Annotated in this window: 17 protein-coding genes; 16 read left to right on the top strand and 1 reads right to left on the bottom strand. The window is 62.4% G+C overall.

The genetic code is table 11. The annotated features are described in order from the left end of the window. Nucleotides 1–5 precede the first annotated feature (5 nt). From AU465_RS14510 to AU465_RS37145, 5 genes are all read left to right on the top strand, one after another. The gene (locus AU465_RS14510) at nt 6–1,298 is read left to right on the top strand and encodes an NAD(P)/FAD-dependent oxidoreductase (protein ID WP_192248496.1); all 1,293 of its coding nucleotides are present in this window, start codon (nt 6–8) and stop codon (nt 1,296–1,298) included. A 27-nt stretch (nt 1,299–1,325) separates the two neighbouring features. Then, the gene (locus AU465_RS14505) at nt 1,326–1,529 is read left to right on the top strand and encodes a YgaP family membrane protein (protein ID WP_192248493.1); all 204 of its coding nucleotides are present in this window, start codon (nt 1,326–1,328) and stop codon (nt 1,527–1,529) included. A gap of 81 nt (nt 1,530–1,610) precedes the next feature. After that, nucleotides 1,611–2,621, top strand: coding sequence for an efflux RND transporter periplasmic adaptor subunit (locus tag AU465_RS14500; RefSeq protein WP_192248490.1), 1,011 nt, complete (start codon nt 1,611–1,613; stop codon nt 2,619–2,621). Then, nucleotides 2,618–5,809, top strand: a complete 3,192-nt coding sequence (locus AU465_RS14495) for an efflux RND transporter permease subunit (RefSeq protein WP_192248487.1) — start codon at nt 2,618–2,620, stop codon at nt 5,807–5,809. Before AU465_RS14500 ends, AU465_RS14495 begins: the two co-directional genes overlap by 4 nt. 465 nt (nt 5,810–6,274) lie before the next feature. Continuing rightward, the gene (locus tag AU465_RS37145) at nt 6,275–6,403 is read left to right on the top strand and encodes a hypothetical protein (protein ID WP_281396760.1); all 129 of its coding nucleotides are present in this window, start codon (nt 6,275–6,277) and stop codon (nt 6,401–6,403) included. A 280-nt stretch (nt 6,404–6,683) separates the two neighbouring features. Here AU465_RS37145 and AU465_RS14490 read toward each other — a convergent pair whose 3' ends face one another. Beyond that, nucleotides 6,684–7,289, bottom strand: a complete 606-nt coding sequence (locus tag AU465_RS14490; protein WP_192248485.1) for a hypothetical protein — start codon at nt 7,287–7,289, stop codon at nt 6,684–6,686. Here AU465_RS14490 and AU465_RS14485 point away from each other — a divergent pair. The 11 genes from AU465_RS14485 (at nt 7,255) to AU465_RS14435 (ending at nt 19,603) form a co-directional block, all read left to right on the top strand. Beyond that, nucleotides 7,255–7,668 (top strand): Spy/CpxP family protein refolding chaperone, encoded by a 414-nt coding sequence (locus AU465_RS14485; protein ID WP_192248483.1) that lies wholly within the window; start codon nt 7,255–7,257, stop codon nt 7,666–7,668. The two genes, AU465_RS14490 and AU465_RS14485, sit on opposite strands and share 35 nt — an antisense overlap. Before the next feature lie 68 nt (nt 7,669–7,736). Beyond that, the gene (locus AU465_RS14480) at nt 7,737–9,194 is read left to right on the top strand and encodes a glucoamylase family protein (RefSeq protein ID WP_192248481.1); all 1,458 of its coding nucleotides are present in this window, start codon (nt 7,737–7,739) and stop codon (nt 9,192–9,194) included. Next, nucleotides 9,173–9,421, top strand: coding sequence for a hypothetical protein (locus AU465_RS14475; RefSeq protein ID WP_192248479.1), 249 nt, complete (start codon nt 9,173–9,175; stop codon nt 9,419–9,421). Before AU465_RS14480 ends, AU465_RS14475 begins: the two co-directional genes overlap by 22 nt. A 761-nt stretch (nt 9,422–10,182) precedes the next feature. Then, nucleotides 10,183–12,714 carry a heavy metal translocating P-type ATPase gene (locus tag AU465_RS14470; protein WP_376774855.1) on the top strand — a complete coding sequence of 844 codons (2,532 nt, stop codon included), beginning with the start codon at nt 10,183–10,185 and terminating at the stop codon, nt 12,712–12,714. Further along, nucleotides 12,711–13,088 carry a cupredoxin domain-containing protein gene (locus AU465_RS14465; RefSeq protein ID WP_192248476.1) on the top strand — a complete coding sequence of 126 codons (378 nt, stop codon included), beginning with the start codon at nt 12,711–12,713 and terminating at the stop codon, nt 13,086–13,088. Before AU465_RS14470 ends, AU465_RS14465 begins: the two co-directional genes overlap by 4 nt. Nucleotides 13,089–13,098: 10 nt before the next feature. Beyond that, nucleotides 13,099–13,356 (top strand): DUF2933 domain-containing protein, encoded by a 258-nt coding sequence (locus tag AU465_RS14460; protein ID WP_192248474.1) that lies wholly within the window; start codon nt 13,099–13,101, stop codon nt 13,354–13,356. Further along, nucleotides 13,353–14,033: a methyltransferase family protein gene (locus AU465_RS14455; RefSeq protein ID WP_192248472.1), complete on the top strand. Its 681-nt coding sequence runs from the start codon at nt 13,353–13,355 to the stop codon at nt 14,031–14,033. Before AU465_RS14460 ends, AU465_RS14455 begins: the two co-directional genes overlap by 4 nt. 28 nt (nt 14,034–14,061) lie before the next feature. Continuing rightward, complete coding sequence (locus AU465_RS14450) at nt 14,062–15,276, top strand: methionine adenosyltransferase (RefSeq protein WP_192248470.1); 1,215 nt, start codon at nt 14,062–14,064, stop codon at nt 15,274–15,276. 26 nt (nt 15,277–15,302) lie between these two features. Continuing rightward, on the top strand, nt 15,303–16,010 hold the full coding sequence (locus AU465_RS14445; RefSeq protein ID WP_192248467.1) for an ABC transporter ATP-binding protein: 708 nt from the start codon (nt 15,303–15,305) through the stop codon (nt 16,008–16,010). Between the two features lie 6 nt (nt 16,011–16,016). Next, complete coding sequence (locus AU465_RS14440) at nt 16,017–18,380, top strand: ABC transporter permease (RefSeq protein WP_192248464.1); 2,364 nt, start codon at nt 16,017–16,019, stop codon at nt 18,378–18,380. A gap of 5 nt (nt 18,381–18,385) precedes the next feature. Continuing rightward, a complete protein-coding gene (locus AU465_RS14435) occupies nt 18,386–19,603 on the top strand; it encodes an efflux RND transporter periplasmic adaptor subunit (RefSeq protein ID WP_192248461.1) in 1,218 nt (405 codons plus the stop codon). Nucleotides 19,604–19,902 lie beyond the last annotated feature (299 nt).

The raw sequence follows: 19,902 nt of genomic DNA, 5'->3' as shown, positions 1-19,902 counted from the left end.
ATATCATGTGCCACGTCGTCGTCCTCGGAGCAGGTCTCGGCGGCACGATCATGGCATACGAAATGCGCGACAAGCTTGGCCGAGACGACCGATTGACCGTCGTCATGCTGGGCACGTCCTATTCCTTCGTGCCTTCCAATCCCTGGGTCGCCGTCGGCTGGCGGGAGCGCAATGACGTCACTGTCGATTTGGAGGATGTCTTCAAGCGGCGCGGTATCGCGCTGCGCCCCGAGGGCGCGAAGAAGGTGCATCCGAAGGAAAACCGCGTCGAGCTCAATGACGGCTCCTTCGTCGACTACGACTATCTGATCATCGCGACCGGCCCCGATCTTGCCTTCGACGAAGTGCCGGGTCTCGGACCTGGCGGCCATACTCAATCCATTTGCCACATCGACCATGCCGTCGCCACGCGGGCGAGGTTCGACGAATTGGTCCGCAAGCCCGGCCCAGTCGTCGTGGGCGCGGTCCAGGGTGCGTCCTGCTACGGTCCGGCTTACGAATTCGCCTTCATCCTCGACACCGCGCTGCGCAAGGCCAAGGTACGCGACAGCGTGCCGATGACCTTCGTGACGCCGGAGCCTTATATCGGCCATCTCGGCCTTGACGGGGTCGGCGATACCAAGGGCCTGCTCGAAAGCGCCATGCGCGATCGCCACATCAAATGGATCACCAACGCCAAGGTGACTTCGGTCGACGCCGGTGTGATGCATGTCGAGGAAGTCGACGAGGATGGTGCCACCAAGGCCAAGCACGACCTGCCCTTCGCCTTCTCAATGATGCTGCCGGCATTCCGGGGCGTCGACGCTGTCAAAGGGATCGAAGGCCTCGTCAATCCCCGCGGCTTCGTCACTATCGACAAGCATCAGCGCAATCGGGCCTACCCCAACATCTTCTCGGTCGGCGTCTGTGTGGCCATTCCGCCGGTCGGCAAGACCCCGCTTCCCGTGGGCGTGCCCAAGACGGGCTTCATGATCGAATCCATGGTCACGGCAACGGCCGAGAACATCGGCGCGCTGCTCCGCGGCGAGCACCCGAGGGCTGTCGCGACCTGGAATGCGGTCTGCCTCGCCGATTTCGGCAATGAAGGCATAGCCTTTGTCGCGCAGCCGCAGATCCCTCCCCGAAACGTCAACTGGTCCTCACAGGGCAAGTGGGTTCACGCGGCGAAGGTCGGGTTCGAGAAATACTTCCTCCACAAGGTGCGGCAAGGAAGGAGCGAGACCTTCTATGAGGGGCTGGCGCTCGACGTTCTCGGCATCAAGAAACTCAAGGCCATCCACATCGAGCCGGCCGAGTAACGCCGGCGCATCTTCGGGAGAAAAAGGATGACAATAGACAGGGCAGTTCTCATGTTCGCGGGCTTCATGGTGCTGATATCGCTGGCGCTCGGCATCTACCATTCGCCCTACTGGTTCCTCCTGACCGCCTTTGCAGGGCTCAACATGGTGCAGGCCTCGGTCACGGGCTTCTGCCCGGCGGCAATGGTCTTCAAGAAGCTCGGCTGCAAGCAGGGTGTGGCGTTCAAGTAACGGTAGGTCATCGAGCAATGGCCGCTAGCCGGGAGGCGGCTTGGTCGCCTCCCGACCGATTCAATCGACGAGACAAGGATAATGAGAACCATACGATCGGCCCTCGCGAACATTGTTTTGATCGGCGTCGCCGGCCTTGTCGCGGTCGATGCACGCGCCGCCGATTTCACAGTCAAGGCCACGGCCGTCACCGAGATGAAGGCTGTGTATGGACAGGTGGAGAGCCGCACGATCCTGCCGGCCAGGGCGAGGATTTCGGGAACCGTCGCGTCCGTCCGCGTCTCGGAGGGCGTCCAGGTAAGCAAGGGCGACGTGATCGCCACGGTCGTCGACGACAAGCTGGCCTTGCAGCTCAGATCCGCCGACGCCAAGATCGCGGCGCTGAATTCGCAACTCGATAGTGCCCGCACCGATCTGCAGCGCGCGCAGGACCTGCTCGCCAAAGGTGCCGCGGCTCAAAGCCGGGTCGACGCCGCGAAGACGCAATTCGATGTCGTCACCAACCAGCTGGCGGCTGCGATTGCCGAGAAGGCGGTCATCGAGCAAAGCACCAGGGAAGGCGATATCCTGGCTCCGGCCGATGGCCGGGTGCTGACCGTGCCGGTGGCCGCCGGCTCGGTGATCATGGCGGGCGAACCCGTCGCACGGGTGGCGTCGGGCCAATACTATCTGCGACTGTCCTTGCCGGAACGGCACGCCGTCGAAATAACGGAAGGCGCCCGCGTCGACATCGGCGAACGCGGCACGGGTACCAATGCCGGCTTCGTCAAGGCTAGCGAGGGGCGGATCGCCAAGGTCTACCCCGAGATCGAGAGTGGTCGTGTGATTGCCGACGTAGAAGTCCTCGATATCGGGACCTATTTCGTCAATGAGCGCACGCTCGTTTCCATACCGGTTGCCAAACGGACCATGCTGGGCGTTCCGCCTGAGGCACTCAGGACCGTCCACGGCATAGACTACGTCACGGTCGTGACGGCCGACGGCCCGCTCGAGGTTGCGGTCGTGCTGGGCGGGAAATTCCAGGACGCCGGCCAGCCGCGCATCGAGATCCTGAGTGGTATTGCCGATGGCGACAAGGTCGTCCTGCCATGAAACTCGGCATCGCCGGCTGGCTTACCCGTTCCTTCATCGCATCGCCGCTGACGCCCCTGTTCCTGCTGGCCGCGCTGGCGCTTGGGCTTGTGGCCCTGATCACGCTGCCGCGCGAGGAGGAGCCGCAGATCTCCGTACCCATGGTCGACATCCACGTGTCCGCTAACGGCCTAAAGGCCGAGGATGCCGTCAAGCTCGTGACCGAGCCGCTGGAGACGATCATCAAGGGCATAGACGGTGTGGACCATGTCTACTCCCAAACCACGGATGACGGCGCGCTGGTGACTGCCCGCTTCAAGGTCGGCACCAGCTCGGACGCTGCGATTCTGCGTGTTCACGAAAAGGTCCGTGCCAACATGGATCGCATCCCCGTCGGGATTCCGGAGCCGCTGATCGTCGGGCGCGGCATCGATGACGTCGCCATCGTGGTGGTGACGCTGACGCCAGCATCGCAGGCGGCGGCGCGGTACTCTTCGGCGGACCTGACGCGTCTTGCTCATGAACTGCAGGTCGAGGTCGCAAAGCTCCCCGATATCGGCCTCACCTACATAGTCGGGGAGCAGCCGGAAGAGATCCAGGTTGAGCCGGATCCGGAAAAGCTCTCGCTGTATGGCATCACGCTGCAGCAGCTGACGGGCAAAATCGCGGGCGCCAACCGCTCCTTCCAGATCGGCACGGTTCGCGATGAGGGCAATCAACGGGTGGTGGTGGCTGGCCAGACGTTGCAGGCTTTGTCCGACATCGGCAACCTGCTGCTGACTGCTCGCGACGGCCGGCCCATCTATATCCGCGACGTCGCCGGCATCGTACTTGCGACATCGCCGGCTGAGAACCGCGTCACCAACATCGTCAAGTCCGATACCGGTCTCGAGCGCTCGCCGGCCGTGTCGGTGGCGATCGCGAAGCGACCGGGTACCAACGCGGTCGTCATCGCCGATACGATCGTCAAGCGCCTCGAGCAGGTGCGCGGCCAGGTCTTCCCGAAGGACGTCGAGATGCGCGTGACGCGCAACTACGGCGAGACGGCCAATGAAAAGGCCAACGAACTGCTCTTCCATCTCGGCCTGGCGACCGTCTCCATCGTTCTCTTGGTCGCAGTCGCTATCGGTTGGCGAGAGGCTCTGGTGGTGGCCGTGGTGATACCCACGACGATCCTGCTGACCATGTTTGCATCGCGCGTCATGGGCTACACGCTGAATCGCGTCAGCCTGTTCGCGCTGATCTTCTCCATCGGCATTCTCGTCGACGACGCAATCGTGATCATCGAGAACATCGCACGCCACTGGGCAATGGACGATGGACGTTCGCGCACGAGGGCGGCCATCGATGCGGTCGCCGAGGTCGGTAATCCCACCATCGTGGCGACGCTGACCGTGGTGGCGGCGCTGCTTCCCATGCTGTTCGTCTCCGGCCTCATGGGCCCCTATATGAGCCCGATCCCGGCCAATGCCTCGGCCGCGATGTTATTCTCTTTCTTCGTCGCGGTGATGCTGACACCATGGCTGATGTTGAAGCTCGGCGGCAAGGATCAGGCCGGCGCGCCTGGCCATGCCGGCAGCGCGCATGGCGGCGTGCTGGGACAGGCCTACGTCGCTGTGGCGCGGCCGATCTTGAAGTCGCGGTTCAGGGCGTGGACCTTCCTTTTGGTCGTGGGTATTGCCACGATTGGGTCCATGGCGCTGATCTACACCAAGCACGTGACGGTCAAGCTTCTGCCCTTCGACAACAAGACCGAACTCCAGATCGTGGCGGACCTGCCCAGGGGCTCGTCGGTCGAGGACACCGACCGGCTCTTGCAGGCAGCCGTGAACCGGCTGGCCTCGGTGCCGGAAGCGGTTTCGTTCCAGACCTACGCAGGCGCCTCCGCGCCTTTCAACTTCAACGGCCTGGTGCGCCATTACTACCTGCGATCGAGCCCCGAACAGGGCGACATCGTCGTCAACCTGCTTCCCAAGGGCGACCGCAGCCGCGCCAGCCATGCCATTGCGCTCGACTTGCGCGATCGCTTGAAGGGAATGACGATGCCGGCCGGCACTGTGCTGAAGGTGGTCGAGCCGCCGCCGGGACCGCCGGTGCTCGGCACGCTGCTGGCCGAAATCTACGGCCCGGACGCCGAGACCCGTCGCGCCGTCGCGGCCAAGGTTCGCGAGACCTTCTTCAGCATCCCGTTCATCGTCGACGTCGACGACAGCTTCCACAACCAGCCGGAACGGCTCCGTCTTTCGATCGACCAGGACAACCTGGAATATTACAAGGTCGACCAGGCGGATGTGTACGACACGATGCGCGATCTCTACGGCGGGACCACGGTCGGCTACTCGCACCGAGGCGGCGGGCGCCTGCCGATCCCGATCCGCATCGCTTTGTCGAAGACAAACCGCGTGGTCGATCAGCGCGCCCTGGCAACGCCGGTGGCCGCCAACGCGCTGCCCGGCGCGCGCGACATTGTCGAGCTTGGCGACGTCGTGCGGGTGAGCCGGGAGCCAGCCTCCTACCCGATCTTCCGCCACAACGGGCGCCCGGCCGAGATGGTCATGGGCGAACTGGCCGGAGCGTTCGAGGCGCCGGTCTATGGCATGCTCGCTGTGGACGATGCGATTGCCAAGGCGGACTGGGGTAACGTGCCCAAGCCGGCCATCGCACTGCACGGCCAGCCGGACGACGAATCCAAGCCCACCCTATTGTGGGACGGCGAGTGGGAGGTGACCTGGGTGACGTTCCGCGACATGGGCGCCGCCTTCATGGTGGCTATCCTCGCCATCTATATCCTGGTCGTCGCGCAGTTCGGATCGTTCAAGCTGCCGCTGGTCATCCTGACCCCGATTCCGCTCACACTCATCGGCATCATGCTTGGCCACTGGGCCTTCGGGGCACCCTTCTCGGCAACTTCGATGATCGGCTTCATCGCGCTTGCCGGCATCATCGTGCGCAATTCGATCCTGCTGGTGGATTTCATCCGCCACGCCAGGGGGATAGACGGGCCACTCGTTCACGTGCTGCTCAAGGCCGGCGCGATCCGCTTCAAGCCGATCCTGCTCACTGCGCTCGCGGCGATGATCGGCGCAGCGGTGATCCTGACCGATCCAATCTTCCAGGGACTGGCGATCTCGCTGCTGTTCGGGCTTGCCTCGTCGACGCTGCTGACCGTGCTTGTCATCCCGGCGATCTATGTGGCATTGCGGAGCTGAGACATCGTCAGCCGCGATTTTCACGCCGCTGCGCGATACCCCCGCCGGGTTGCCTCTCTCACGCGCGAGCGCCCGTGCTAATTACCGCGAAAGGTATCATCGGGCACACATGAGGCGCAAAGCCTTATGCAGCAAGGCTTGGCACCGGATACCGTATCACGGGTTAGCCTGAACGTGGGCAATCGTGGGCCTAACGGGCACCAATGGCACGTAACGCTATCCGCTAAGCTTTTTCTGCGGTGCCGGTAGCCAGCGTTCGCGGTCACCTACTTATTAGAGCTGCGAAGTCGGAAACAAAGGTGAACAGAAGCCCCCAGCGACGACAAGAACGGTGGAAATCCGGGCTTTTACCGGCCACCCCGCCGTTCGGAGCGATGGGGTCGCAGGTTCAAATCCTGCCTACATGGCGACCGGCATGATGACCGTCGTCGACTACACCGCATGACCCATTTTGAAGATAAGACCATGAGAAACAACGCCGTGTCGCTGATCTCGGTCAAGGACCAGGCGGTCCTGAAGTCCTATGCTGTTAGCAACGGGCCGAATGGGATCACGTTCCAGGCGCCGCAGCCGACTCTTGGAAGCGCCGCGTGACCGGCGCGGGCGAGCCCAGAACACGAAACCAGGAGAACCAAGCAATGAAACCTCTAAGCAAGTCCATCCTCGCTGCAGCCATGCTCTTCACATCTGCGGCCTTCGCCGAGGACTCCCACCATGCCGCCGACACTGCGGGGATCGCGTCTGCCGCTTCGCCGGCTACGGTATCCGTCGACAGTGCCGGGGCAATGCCCCAAGGCGGAATGATGCCCCAGGGTGGAATGATGTCCCAAGCCGGCATGATGCCTCAGGGCGCGATGATGTGCGGGATGATGCCTCAGGGCGGAATGACGCCCCAGGGCGGAATGATGCCGCAGGGTGCAATGATGCCCCAGGGCGGAATGATGCCGCAGGGTGCAATGATGCCCCAGGGCGGAATGATGCCGCAGGGTGCAATGATGCCCCAGGGCGGAATGATGCCGCAGGGTGCAATGATGCCCCAGGGCGGAATGATGCCGCAGGGTGCAATGATGCCCCAGGGCGGAATGATGCCGCAGGGTGCAATGATGCCCCAGGGCGGAATGATGCCGCAGGGTGCAATGATGCCCCAGGGCGGAATGATGCCGCAGGGTGCAATGATGCCCCAGGGCGGAATGATGCCGCAGGGTGCAATGATGCCCCAGGGCGGAATGATGCCGCAGGGTGCAATGATGCCCCAGGGCGGAATGATGCCGCAGGGTGCAATGATGCCCCAGGGCGGAATGATGCCGCAGGGTGCAATGATGCCCCAGGGCGGAATGATGCCGCAGGGTGCAATGATGCCCCAGGGCGGAATGATGCCGCAGGGTGCAATGATGCCCCAGGGCGGAATGATGCCGCAGGGTGCAATGATGCCCCAGGGCGGAATGATGTCCGGCGAGATGATGCGGATGATGATGGGCATGATGTCTGCGAAGGACGGCGCTGCTGAACAGATGATGTCCCCGGACCACGTCGAAGGGCGCATCGCGTTCCTGCAGGCCGAGCTCAAGTTGACCGATGCACAACAGCCCCAATGGAAGGCAGTGGCCGATGCAATGCGTAACAATGCCAAGCTCGCAAAAGAGGCGATGGTCGGGATGGGTGGCGCGATGATGTCCGCTGGCGCTGCCGCCATGACGCCGCTGAAGAGGATCGAGCAAGTGGAGCAAATGCTCTCTGCACGGCTCGAAGGCCTGCGTCAGTTGAAAGCGGCAATCGAGCCCTTTTACGCAGCGTTGAGCGAAGCACAAAAGGCCGTGGCCGACAAGCTGCTCATGCCGGCGCCGATAGGCATAATGTGAGCTCCAAGGGGCCGTTGCGACGCAGCGCGACGGCCCCACGTCACCAACGCGGATCTCCCGGTGAGACCATGAAAACGAAGCGGAGCGTCTGCAAGGAAGAACTGCTGCAACTGCAGCACGAAACCTTCGACTACTTCCTGGACGAAGTGAATCCTGCCAATGGCCTCATCCGCGACAAGACCGCCGCCGATTGGCCATCAAGCATCGCCGCGACGGGTCTAGCTCTCGCCTGCTACCCAGTCGCCGTCGAGCGCGGGTTCATGGCGCGGCAGGCAGCCGCGGCACGCACGTTAAGCACACTACGCTTTTTCTGGACGAGTCCGCAGGGGCTGGAGCCTGACGCCACCGGCTACCGGGGATTCTACTATCATTTCCTTGATATGCAGACTGGCCGTCGCGCTTGGCACTGCGAGCTGTCGACGATCGACAGCGCCCTGTTGCTGGCTGGCGCGTTGGCGGCGGCCGCGTATTTTGACGCGGACGCGGCCGAGGAGCGGGAAATCCGCACACTCGCTGACGCGCTTTATCGCCGTGCCGACTGGCAATGGGCGCAGAACCTGGGCGAGACCGTGACGCACGGCTGGACGCCGGAAAATGGGTTCATCAAATACCGCTGGGAGGGCTACGACGAGGCTCTGCTTCTCTACATCCTAGGCCTCGGCTCACCGACCCATCCGATTCCGGAAAGCAGCTATGCGGCCTGGACGTCGACCTTTCGCTGGGAGAGCTGTTACGGCTATGAGTATCTCTATGCCGGGCCGCTGTTCACGCATCACCTCTCGCATGCCTGGGTCGACTTTCGCGGAATCCGGGACGCCTTCATGCGGGAGAAGGGCATCGACTATTTCGAGAACAGCCGCCGGGCGACCTACCTCCAGCAGTGCTATGCCATCATGAACCCGCGCAAGTTTGACGGCTATGGAGAGTGCTGCTGGGGCATCACTGCAAGCGAAGGACCCGGTCCGGCCACTCTCAAGCTGAACGGCATCCAGCGGGAGTTCTACGACTATGTCGGGCGCGGCGTTCCCTATGGACCGGATGACGGCACGCTCGCTCCCTGGGCGGTCGTAGCCTCATTGCCATTCGCTCCGGAGATTGTCCTGGAGGCCCTCGACTTCTGCATCCATCAAGCGAAGCTGAAAGAGTTTAACAGATACGGCTTCAAAGCGGCCTTCAATCCCACTCATCCAGGGGAGCCCGGAAATCCGTATGGGTGGTGGGTATCGCCCTGGCACTTCGGCATCAACCAAGGCCCCACCGTGCTGATGATCGAGAACTACCTGAGTGATCTGGTTTGGCGCTTGATGCGCGGTTGCCCTTTCATCGTGGCCGGATTGCGCCAGGCCGGGTTCACCGGCGGCTGGTTGAACGACCTCGGTCCTGGACTGCTTTGTGAACGTCCATCGGATAGCGCCTCGAGCGCCCCTATCCTGGACCAGCATCCGTCGTCGCATGCTGACGCGAGCCCTGAGAAAGCACTCGATCGTAAGCTAGGAGAAAGACCATGTTCGCGATGTTCGATGTGAAGACCGGCGCGCGGATCGAGAACGCCCGAGTGACTGCGAACGTATCTGGGCTTGCTCACGTCGGTGCGCAGAACGTCGCAATGGAGCCTGTGCCGATCGCCGGGACCGTTGCGTACGGCAATTTCGTCGAACTGCCAGGCAGCGACCGATACGATATCAAGTTCGACATAACGGTTCCCGGGCGCGAATCTCCTGTGCGGTGCGACTTCTCATACCAGCACCTATAGCGAGCCGACGAGGCTGGATCGGACCCGAATGTCGGAAGGCCAAGCCTTGCCAAGCTGGGCAGAGGTTTGACGTGTGTGCGGCCACTCGGACGGGATGCCGAGGAGCCTTGCCCGGCAGCGTTCGTGGATCGGATTTGACGTGCATCAAAGCGCGTTTGGACTGAGCAGGCGATCATTCAAAATGTGAAGAGCTTGGAAGCCGTGCTGTGCCTGGGCGATCTTGTCAGATCTGGCAGCGAGACTATCGGACCGCAAGCGGTGCCTTCGGTGCGATCCTGCTTGTGTTCGGGCTTACCCTTTTCCTGCTGCTAACCCCTTCGGGCCAGGCGCAGGCGCACGAATTCGGTGCCTCACAAGGTATTTCGTCAGCCAAAGACGCTCGATCAATTGCCGGCTGCCAAGTCGATCGGGCGACCTCGACGGTGACCGTTATGTCCGCATCTGCCCGGGACGATTCCGGCTGTCGTGACGGCGCTGCCCACGCCAATTGCGGCCTGTGTGCCGGTGGGCATTGCTTCGGTTGTTCGGCTGCAATCCTTGCAGCGGCATCGGACTTCGGCCTTGTACCGGAGTCCTATGCCCCGGCTTTCCTCGACCAATTAGGCTTCGCGCTGACAAAGCCTGACGCTGCCTTTCGACCTCCTCGTTCCACCCCCTGACGACCTGCTTGGCGAGCAAACCTCACGCTTGCCGACCGGGGTCACTCTTTTGTGCTGGGCCAATGCTGGCTCCAGTCGCGAACGTGTTTCGAGGAGAAGACGATGAACATGCGGACAGAAGCCGCAATCCTTGACCACCCTCCTGGTGACCTGGGCAGCGGGCGCGAATCAGTCACCCTCCGCATCGGCGGAATGAATTGCGCACATTGCCCACCAGCGATCGAAAACGCCATTCGGGCAGTAACGGGAGTCAAGTCGGCCTCGGTGAACCTCGCCACACAGGCGGCAAAGGTCGACTATGACCCAGCCCAGGCGAAGGTCGCAGAAATCCTGCGCGCTATCCGCTCCGTCGGTTACGCCGCCGGTACGGCGACGATGCGCATTCCCATCAAGAACATGCACTGCACCTCGTGCGCCACACGTGTCGAACTGGCGCTGAAGATGACCCCGGGCGTGATCGCCGCCCGCGCCAGCCTCGCACCCAACGCCGTCGACATGGAGTATCAGCCGGAACGGGCCGATTTCCAGGAACTGAGGAGATCGATCGAATCCTCCGGCTACAGGGTCGCCGAGCCGAAGGCAAAATCCACTGACGAGACGCTGGACCCAGCCGAGGCGGCGAACGGGCAGGAATACCGCAGCCTGATGCGAAGGTTCTGGCTCGCCGCCGTTATCTCCCTCCCCGTGATGACGCTCAGCTACCCCGATCTCATTCCGGGCCTGCGCGAGTGGATGCCCATGGGCAGCGACACGCGCCGGGTCGTTTGGGCACTGCTCGGCGTGCTGAGCCTGCCCGTCCTGCTGTGGTCGGGATCACAGTTCTTTGTCGGCATGTGGGACGCGCTGAAGCACCGTGCGGCCAACATGCACACGCTGATCGCGATCGGTATCACTGCGGCATTCCTCTACTCGGTCGTTGCAGTCGCATGGCCAGGGATCTTTCCCGACATGGCGCTCGCCGAAGTCTTCTGGGACGTGACCGATGTCGTCGTCGCTCTCGTCGTTCTGGGTCTTGCCTTGGAGATCAAGGCCAAGGGCCGGACCTCCCAGGCGATCAAGAAGCTGATCGGGCTGCAGGCGAAGACGGCAAGAGTCGTGCGCGACGGCAAGGAAATCGACCTCCCCGTCGAGGAAGTGCTGGTCAGCGACACGGTGATCGTCCGTCCTGGCGAAAAGATTCCGGTCGACGGCAAGGTGAGTGCCGGATCGAGCGCAGTCGACGAGTCGATGATCACGGGCGAATCCATGCCGGTCGAAAAGCAGGTCGGCGACGAGGTCATTGGCGGCACGCTCAACAAGACAGGCAGCTTCCGCTTCACCGCGACCAAGGTCGGCAAGGATACCGCGCTCGCCAGCATCATCCGCATGGTGAAGGACGCGCAGGGTTCGAAGGCGCCGATCCAGCGCGTCGTCGATACCGTGTCGGGCTACTTCGTGCCAGCGGTTATGATCGTCGCGATCCTGGCCGCGGTGGCCTGGTATGATTTCGGGCCTGAACCGCGGCTTATTTATGCCACGGTCATCCTGGTCACCACGCTCATCATCGCCTGTCCTTGCGCGCTTGGCCTTGCCACTCCGACGTCGCTCACCGTCGGCATCGGCAAGGGAGCGGAAAACGGCATCCTGATCCGCTCCGGCGACGCGCTGCAGGCGGCCGAAAAGCTCGACGCGATCATCCTCGACAAGACGGGCACGATCACCAGGGGCGAGCCGGCGCTGACCGACGTCGTCGTGACGCCAGGCCACGAAGAGAGCGCCGTCCTGCGGCTCACCGCTTCCCTGGAGCGTGGCTCCGAGCATCCCCTAGCCTCGGCCATCGTGAAGGGCGCCGAGGCGCGGAAGATCGAGCTGGTCGACGCTGAAGGTTTCGCGGCCATCCCGGGCCACGGCGTCAGTGGTCGAATCGACGGCCACGACGTGCTGTTTGGCAACGCCAAGCTCATGCGCGACCGGGGTGTTCCCGCGGACGTGCTGCTGCCGCAATGGGAGCGCCTCGCCAACGAGGGCAAGACGCCGATGTACGTCGCGGTCGACGGGCAGGCGGCAGGGCTGATCGCGGTCGCCGACACCGTGAAACTGGACTCCAGGGCGGCCATCGAAATCCTGAAAGCACTGGGCATCGAGGTCGTGATGTTGACCGGCGACAACGAGCGCACGGGTCGGGCGATCGCTCGCGAAGTGGGCATCGATCGCGTGCTGGCGGAAGTGCTTCCCGACGACAAGGCCCATGAGGTGCAGAAGCTTCAGCTCGAAGGCAAGTCGGTCGGCATGGTCGGCGACGGCGTCAACGACGCGCCAGCGCTCGCCCAGGCGGATGTCGGCTTCGCCATTGGCACTGGAACCGATGTCGCCATCGAAGCGAGCGACGTGACGCTTATCAAGGGCAGCCTGATGGGCGTCGTCACGGCAATCGAGATCAGCCGGGCGACGATGCGCAACGTCCGGCAGAACCTCTTCGGCGCCTTTGGCTACAACGCGCTGGGCATACCGGTTGCGACGGGCGTGCTCTACCCGTTCATCGGGCTTCTCCTCTCTCCCCTGATCGCCGCCGCCGCCATGGCGTTCAGTTCGGTGACCGTAGTCACCAATGCCAATCGTTTGCGCGTCTTTCAGCCGAGGAGGACAGGCTCATGACACCCGACCGCTGGATAGTGACCGTCGCCGGAATAAGCCTTGTCGCATTCATCATCTGGTTCTTCTGGCTCAAGTTGTCGAAGGGGACCAGGGCCGCGGAAACGAGCGGCGGCTACCAGGAGGCGATGATCCTCGTGAAGGGCGGCTACACGCCCGATACGGTCGTCGTCCGCAGCGGCCGCCCGGTCCGGCTGAACTTCCGCCGGGAGGAGACCGCCTCTTGCTCGGACAAGGTGATCTTCCCCGATTTCCAGAAGAGCGCCGATCTCCCGACGGGTGAAACCGTTGCCGTCGAGCTGATGCCCAAGGAACCAGGCGAGTTCGGATTCTCGTGCCCCATGGGCATGTTCCGCGGCCGCCTCGTCGTCGAATAGGAGACCCGCAATGTCGACACATAACCACTCAGACCACGACCAACCGCAAGGTTCCTTTCTGATGTCACGAGCAGGACTGGGCCTAATTGGCTTCCTTGCGATCGGCGGGTTCCTGCTCTTCACCGAGCACCGCGCCCATGTGCTTGGCGCACTGTTCTATCTGCTGCCGTTCGGCTGCCTCTTCATGCACTTCTTCATGCATGGAGGACATGGGCATGGCGGACGCGGCGGACCCCGCAACCAGCCCGACGAAAGGACGCCGTCATGAGCGCCGACACTCAAGCCTATGGCCTTTGGAGCCTGGTCATCGTCAACTCTGCCGTCTTCATTCTGTTCGCCTATAGCTTCTTCAAGCCGCGGACGGGGCGGGATTGGCGATCGTTCGGGGCATTCAGCGCGTTTCTGGTCGCGCTGTTTGCGGAGATGTACGGCTTTCCTCTGACCATCTATTTTCTGTCGGGCTGGCTGCAGGCCCGCTATCCGGGGATCGACTGGTTTTCGCACGATGCCGGGCACTTGCTGGAAATGATGTTCGGCTGGCGGGTCAATCCGCATTTCGGACCGTTCCACCTGCTGAGTTTCGTATTCATCGGCGGCGGGTTCTGGCTGATCGCGGCCGCATGGCGGGTTCTCTATGACGCGCAGCAATACCGCTCTCTCGCGACGAGCGGACCGTACAGCTACGTGCGCCACCCGCAATATGTCGGCTTCATCCTGGTGATGCTCGGCTTCCTCGTTCAATGGCCGACGCTGCTAACGCTGGTGATGTTCCCGGTGCTGGTCGTCATGTATGTGAGGCTGGCGCGGGCCGAGGAGCGCGAAGCGGTTGCCGAATTCGGCGACGCGTATCGCGCGTACATGAAAAATGTCCCCGGCTTCCTGCCGCGGCTGGATCGCGTCCTTGCCCGATTGAGCGGCCAGTCCGGGGAAGGCAAGCCGTCATGACCAGCCACTCGTAGTCGGACGCGCAGCGATGTCGATCCCTGAAACCGCGTCATCACCAAGGCTGGTGCTGACGGCGTACGATGTTCCCAATGACCCGGTCGAAGTCGTCGAGCGTAAGGGTCTGGGTCATCCGGACACCATCTGCGATGCCCTTGCTGAAACATTCTCGCACAATCTGTCCCTGGAGTATTTTCGACGCTTTGATCGCATCCTTCACCACAACGTGGACAAGGCGCTCCTGCTGGGCGGTCGCTCCGCGCCCGCTTTCGGGGGTGGCTCTGTGACCAGTCCGATAAACATCTATCTGGCGGGCAGAGCGACAACTGAAATCGGTCGGGAAAATATCCCGGTCAAAGAGATAGCAGTCGAGGGATCCCGGTCTTGGCTGAAATCCAGCCTGCACGCGCTCGATGCGGAACGCGACGTCCGATTTCACGTGCTGACCCGACCCGGTTCACAGGACCTGCAGGAGCTGTTTTCGCGTACGTCTGAAGCTCCCTTAGCCAATGATACTTCGATTGGCGTTGGCTATGCGCCGATGAGCGCCCTTGAAACTCTGGTACTTGACGTAGAACAACACATCAACGGAAGAGACCGAATTCGCGTGCATCCCGCATGGGGCGAGGATGTGAAGGTGATGGGTGTTCGACAAGGCAAGTCAGTTCGCCTGACCGTCGCCTGCGCTATGATCGGACATTATCTCGCTCACAGTGACGATTATTTTGCTGAGAGATCCGAGCTTCAGACACTCGTGGCGGAACTTGCCCGACATCATGGATTCCCAGAGTCCGATGTGGACGTCAATGCCGCCGATGGAGCGTCCGAGGGTGCGCTTTATCTCACCGTCACCGGGACATCAGCCGAGGCTGGAGATGACGGCCAGGTAGGCCGTGGCAACAGGGTCAATGGCTTGATCACTCCCTGTCGGCCAATGAGCCTTGAAGCGGCCGCTGGCAAGAATCCGGTGTCGCATGTCGGGAAGATCTACAACGTTGCGGCGCGTGACGTCACCCAGGCGATTTGCGCCGACCTATCCGAGGTCGCAGCTGCCGAGTGCTTGTTGGTGAGCCGGATTGGCGACCCGGTAACTCGGCCCGCCCTCGTGCAGCTGAAAGTCGCGACGCGAGACGGGTTGCCAATCGCAAAGGTCAGGCGATCCGTAGAGACAATCACAGCAGATCGCTTGAGCCGGATTCCGAAGCTCATCGAAGATTTTGTCGCCGGCAGGATAGCCACGTTTTGAGGGCGCGGCTGAGGCAGGTTCGAGAAATGACTGAAAAAGTATTTGCCGCTCGGGATTTGACCAAGACCTACGTCTCGGGCGAGACGCAGGTGCAGGCCCTGCGCGGCGTGAACCTGGAGATTTCGGCGGGGGAAGTAGTTGTCTTACTCGGCCCATCAGGCAGCGGGAAATCGACGCTGCTCAACATCATGGGCGGGCTCGATCACGCCACGAGTGGCGAACTGCTGTTCAGGGACCTGCGGCTGACCGATCTCGATGATCGAGGCCTCACGTCCTATCGCCGCCGGCATGTCGGCTTCGTGTTCCAGTTCTATAATCTGATCCCAAGCCTGACGGCCCACGAGAATGTCGCGCTGGTCACGGAGATATCCGACGATCCGATGCGTCCCGAGGAAGCTCTCGCTCTCGTTGGGCTGGAGTCGCGCATGCATCATTTCCCGGCGCAGCTGTCGGGCGGAGAGCAGCAGCGCGTCGCCATCGCCCGCGCGATCGCCAAGCGTCCGGAGGTGCTACTCTGCGATGAGCCGACAGGCGCGCTCGACTCCAGGACGGGCGTTCGGGTGATCGATGCGCTGATGAAGGTCAACGCCGAACTCACCACGACCACCGTCATCATCACCCACAACGCCATCATCCAGGAAGTCGCGCATCGGGTCCTGTTCTTTAGCGACGGGCAGATATCGAAGGCCGTCACCAACGAGGCCCGGCGCACTGCCGCCGAGCTGCAGTGGTGAAAAGACATGCGCACCCTGGACATAAAGCTCTTCCGTGACCTAGTCCACCTTTGGGCGCAGGCGCTGGCCATCGCACTCGTGGTGGGCGGCGGGGTGGCGACACTTCTTCTCGCCGTCGGTTCCTACCGTTCTCTCGATGAGACGAGGACTGCATATTACGAGCGCTACGGTTTCGCCGATGTCTTCGCCACGGTGCGGCGGGCGCCGAAGGCTCTCGTCGGCCGGATCTCCGAAATACCCGGCGTGGCGGCCGTCGATGCACGGATCGCACAATTCGCGCTGCTCGACATACCAGGCCAAACCGCGCCGGCTACAGGCATCGTCGTCTCGCTGCCCGAGGTTGGCGAGCCGAAGCTCAATCGCCTCTATATGCGTGTCGGCCGAACCCCCGATCCGAGCCGGGAAGGGGAGGTCGTCGTCAACGAGAACTTCGCCGAAGCGCACCGGTTCACGCTGGGCTCAGGCTTTGCCGCAATCCTCAACGGTCGCAAGCGCGATCTGACGATCGTCGGCATCGCCCTTTCTCCCGAGTACATCTACGCCGTCGGCCCTTGCGACATCATGCCGGACGGCCGCCGCTTCGGTGTCATTTGGATGTCCGAAAGGGATCTCGCCAGCGCCTATGATCTGCAAGAGGCCTTTTCGTCAATGTCGCTGAAGCTGCTGCCAGGAATGTCGGAGCGCGAGGTAATGACGCGTCTCGACGGCCTGCTCGACCGCTATGGCGGGCGCGCTGCCTACGGGCGCAAGGACCAGACATCGCATGCCTGGCTCGACCATGAGCTCGACATGCTCAACAACATGAGCCGCACGCTGCCGCCGATCTTCCTTCTGGTTTCGGCGTTCCTGGTGAACCTTACCCTCAGCCGGCTCGTTTCGCTCGAGCGCGAGCAGATCGGCCTGCTGAAGGCGCTCGGCTACCGCAACGCCAGCATCGTCCTGCACTACCTGAAGTTCGTGGGGATCATCACGGGGGTAGGCATTGTCATCGGCAGCCTGATCGGTACTTGGCTCGGCAGCTATGTGACCGGGATATTCGCAGGCTTTTTCCGTTTCCCTTTTCTCCTGTTCACAAAGAGTCCCGATCTCTACGTCGTGGCGGCGGCATTGAGCGTGTTTGCCGCAACAATCGGCGCGCTGCGAGCCTTGCGCGAAGTTGTAAATCTGGCTCCCGCTGTCGCCATGCAACCGCCGGCTCCACCAGTTTTCCACCGAACGCTGCCGTTGAGCCTCAGTCCGGCTGGCCTTGTCTCGCAGCCGATGAGAATGATGATGCGCAACATCGCGCGTCATCCAATTCGATCCTTTTTTACCGCGTTCGGCATGTCGCTGGCGACGGCAATCCTGATCGTGTCGCTCTTCACAAGGGGCACGATGGAGCAGCTCATCGATGTTACCTACTTCCTTGCGGATCGACAGGACGCGACTGTTAGCTTTTTCGTGAAGCGTCCTCGGGAAGTGGCCTTCCAGATTGCGAGGCTTCCCGGAGTGCTGAACGCGGAACCCTATCGAGAGGTCCAAGTCCGCATCCGGAATGGCCATGTCGAGCGCCGTATCATGATTCGCGCCAGGCCGCGCGGGGCTGAGCTCAACCGCATCATCGATGCCGACCTGCAGCCTGTAGTCCTGCCGGAATCGGGCCTCGCGATTTCGGATATGCTTGCCAGCATCCTGAAGGTGCGGGTTGGGGATACTGTCGAGGTCGATCTGCTCGACGGCGAGCGCAGAACGGTCTCGCTTCCTGTGGCGGCGCTAGTCGAGGATTATCTCGGCATTCGCGGCATGATGGACCAGGAAGCGCTCGCGAAGCTGCTGCGCGAAGCGCCGATGGTGAACGGCATCAGCGTCAGCCTGGACAAGAACAGGCAGGATGACTTCTACACGGCGGTCAAGGCCATGCCGGTCGTGAGCAGCCTGGCCCTCCAGACGGCGTCCCTCGCCACTTTCCGCGACGCTGTGGCAATACTGGTCACGACGATGTCCAGCATCTACACGGGGCTCGCGGCTGTCATCGCGTTCGGCGTGGTTTACAACAACGCTCGTGTCTCCCTGTCCGAGCGAGCCAGGGAACTGGCAAGCCTGCGAGTGCTTGGCTTCACCCGCGGCGAAGTGCTCGGCATTCTGTTGCTTGAACTTGCGCTGCTGACGCTGATCGCGCAGCCGCCGGGCTGGGCCCTCGGTTATGGTCTTGCCTGGATCATGAAGACGAACCTGGCCGGGGAACTTATGCGGGTGCGCCTGATCGTCGAACCTGCCACCTATGTTTCCGCCAGCGCGATTGTCATTGCAGCGGCTGTGCTCTCCGCCCTGATCGTCCGCAGGCGAGTTAATCAACTCGACCTCGTTGCTGTTCTCAAGACGCGGGATTGAAGACCATGCGTAGCGACTGGATGAAAAGAATTGTTGGCATTGTGGCCTTCGGCTTGCTCGCCGCGGCTGCGGTCTGGTTCGCATGGCCGCAGCCAATTCCCGTCGACCTGATGACTGTGACCAAGGGGCCGATGGAGGTCACGGTCGACGATGACGCCAAGACCCAGGTACGGCACGTCTATACGATGTCGGCGCCGATCGCCGGCAAGGTTCTCAGAATCTCGCCGCCACATCATGTCGGGGACCAGGTCGCCAAGGACGAGACCGTGGTGGCGGTAATGCAACCAGCTACCCCCAGCTTTCACGACGTGCGCACACATGAGGAGTTGCTGGCGGCGCTGGGCGCGGCCGAAGCGGCCGTGACCTTCGCGGAAGCGGAAGTGAAGCGGCTCGAAGCGGCGCTCGGGTATTCTCGTACGGAACTCGAGCGGGCGGAAAAGCTCGCCAAGAGCGGGGCTATATCGCAGGGGGATCTCGACAAGGCGAGGTTCGAAGTCGATACCAACGAGGCAGCCTTGTCGAGCGCGAAGGCGCAGGTCGAAGTCCGGCGCAACGAACAAGCGATGATCCAGGCACGGCTCGGCCAGCCTGCCGACGACGTCACGCAATCGGATCCGGCCTGCTGCATCCAACTTCGCGCGCCAGTGAGCGGCCGTATCCTCAAGATCGTCCAGGAGAGCGGGGGCATGGTCCAGCCCGGCGCGCCGCTCGTCGAGATCGGCGACCCGCTCGATCTGCAGGTGGTGGCGGACCTGCTTTCGACCGACGCAGTCCAGATCAGGCCCGGCGCCCCTGTTCGGATCGACGGTTGGGGCGGGCCTACGCTTCAGGGCAAGGTGACGCGTGTGGACCCAGCCGGCTTCCTCAAAGTCTCCGCACTCGGGATCGAGGAGCAGCGTGTCCATACGGAGATTGACTTAGTCGCCCCTCCCGAAACGTGGTCGCGGCTCGGGCACGACTATCGAGTGATCGTGCATGTGACGAGTTGGCGGGACGACAATGTCCTCAACGTCCCGGTGGCAGCACTGTTTCGAAAGGGTGACGAATGGGCCGTGTATCTCGCCAAGGACGGACGAGCGCGTACGACCGTGGTCAAGATCGGTCACCGGAACAGCAGGGTGGCCGAGGTCGAGTCGGGCCTGTCGGATGGCGATCGGGTCGTGCTGCACCCGAGCGACCGGGTGGGCGACGGCGTAGCGGTGCGCGAGCGGAATGTTCAATAGATCCCGGCGTGCTCGCATGTCGCCGGCGATGTCTTCTGTGGATGGCTCCCGCGATGCAAGAGGTAATTCGTTGTTCTGGCGCATTGGTCGGGTGCAGTCTTCTGTCCGGCCTGTTCATGCAGCCGTTTGAAGCTGCTGGCCCTGATGGGGTCGGCGAACTACAGCCGTTCGGCCCTGTCCACTCTGGCTGACTACGTTAACCGGAAGATCAGGGCGTGGATCATGCGTAAGTTCAAGCGCTTTCAGTCCAAGGTCCCAATCTGCTTTGCAGGCTATGATGCCTCCGACATCGCATGGGT

Source organism: Mesorhizobium silamurunense, from assembly GCF_014843905.1.
Taxonomy (GTDB): Bacteria; Pseudomonadota; Alphaproteobacteria; order Rhizobiales; family Rhizobiaceae; genus Mesorhizobium; species Mesorhizobium silamurunense.
Note: the sequence above shows the minus strand (reverse complement) of the source record. Positions and strands in the feature narration are given on the sequence as shown.

Excerpts from the sequence above, each read along its gene's own strand:
- AU465_RS14510 (WP_192248496.1), top strand. The coding sequence starts at position 6 with ATGTGCCACGTCGTCGTCCTCGGAGCAGGTCTCGGCGGCACGATCATG.
- AU465_RS14505 (WP_192248493.1), top strand. The coding sequence starts at position 1,326 with ATGACAATAGACAGGGCAGTTCTCATGTTCGCGGGCTTCATGGTGCTG.
- AU465_RS14500 (WP_192248490.1), top strand. The coding sequence starts at position 1,611 with ATGAGAACCATACGATCGGCCCTCGCGAACATTGTTTTGATCGGCGTC.
- AU465_RS14495 (WP_192248487.1), top strand. The coding sequence starts at position 2,618 with ATGAAACTCGGCATCGCCGGCTGGCTTACCCGTTCCTTCATCGCATCG.
- AU465_RS37145 (WP_281396760.1), top strand. The coding sequence starts at position 6,275 with ATGAGAAACAACGCCGTGTCGCTGATCTCGGTCAAGGACCAGGCGGTC.
- AU465_RS14485 (WP_192248483.1), top strand. The coding sequence starts at position 7,255 with ATGTCCGGCGAGATGATGCGGATGATGATGGGCATGATGTCTGCGAAG.
- AU465_RS14490 (WP_192248485.1), bottom strand. The coding sequence starts at position 7,289 with ATGCCCATCATCATCCGCATCATCTCGCCGGACATCATTCCGCCCTGG.
- AU465_RS14480 (WP_192248481.1), top strand. The coding sequence starts at position 7,737 with ATGAAAACGAAGCGGAGCGTCTGCAAGGAAGAACTGCTGCAACTGCAG.
- AU465_RS14475 (WP_192248479.1), top strand. The coding sequence starts at position 9,173 with ATGTTCGCGATGTTCGATGTGAAGACCGGCGCGCGGATCGAGAACGCC.
- AU465_RS14470 (WP_376774855.1), top strand. The coding sequence starts at position 10,183 with ATGAACATGCGGACAGAAGCCGCAATCCTTGACCACCCTCCTGGTGAC.
- AU465_RS14465 (WP_192248476.1), top strand. The coding sequence starts at position 12,711 with ATGACACCCGACCGCTGGATAGTGACCGTCGCCGGAATAAGCCTTGTC.
- AU465_RS14460 (WP_192248474.1), top strand. The coding sequence starts at position 13,099 with ATGTCGACACATAACCACTCAGACCACGACCAACCGCAAGGTTCCTTT.
- AU465_RS14455 (WP_192248472.1), top strand. The coding sequence starts at position 13,353 with ATGAGCGCCGACACTCAAGCCTATGGCCTTTGGAGCCTGGTCATCGTC.
- AU465_RS14450 (WP_192248470.1), top strand. The coding sequence starts at position 14,062 with ATGTCGATCCCTGAAACCGCGTCATCACCAAGGCTGGTGCTGACGGCG.
- AU465_RS14445 (WP_192248467.1), top strand. The coding sequence starts at position 15,303 with ATGACTGAAAAAGTATTTGCCGCTCGGGATTTGACCAAGACCTACGTC.
- AU465_RS14440 (WP_192248464.1), top strand. The coding sequence starts at position 16,017 with ATGCGCACCCTGGACATAAAGCTCTTCCGTGACCTAGTCCACCTTTGG.
- AU465_RS14435 (WP_192248461.1), top strand. The coding sequence starts at position 18,386 with ATGCGTAGCGACTGGATGAAAAGAATTGTTGGCATTGTGGCCTTCGGC.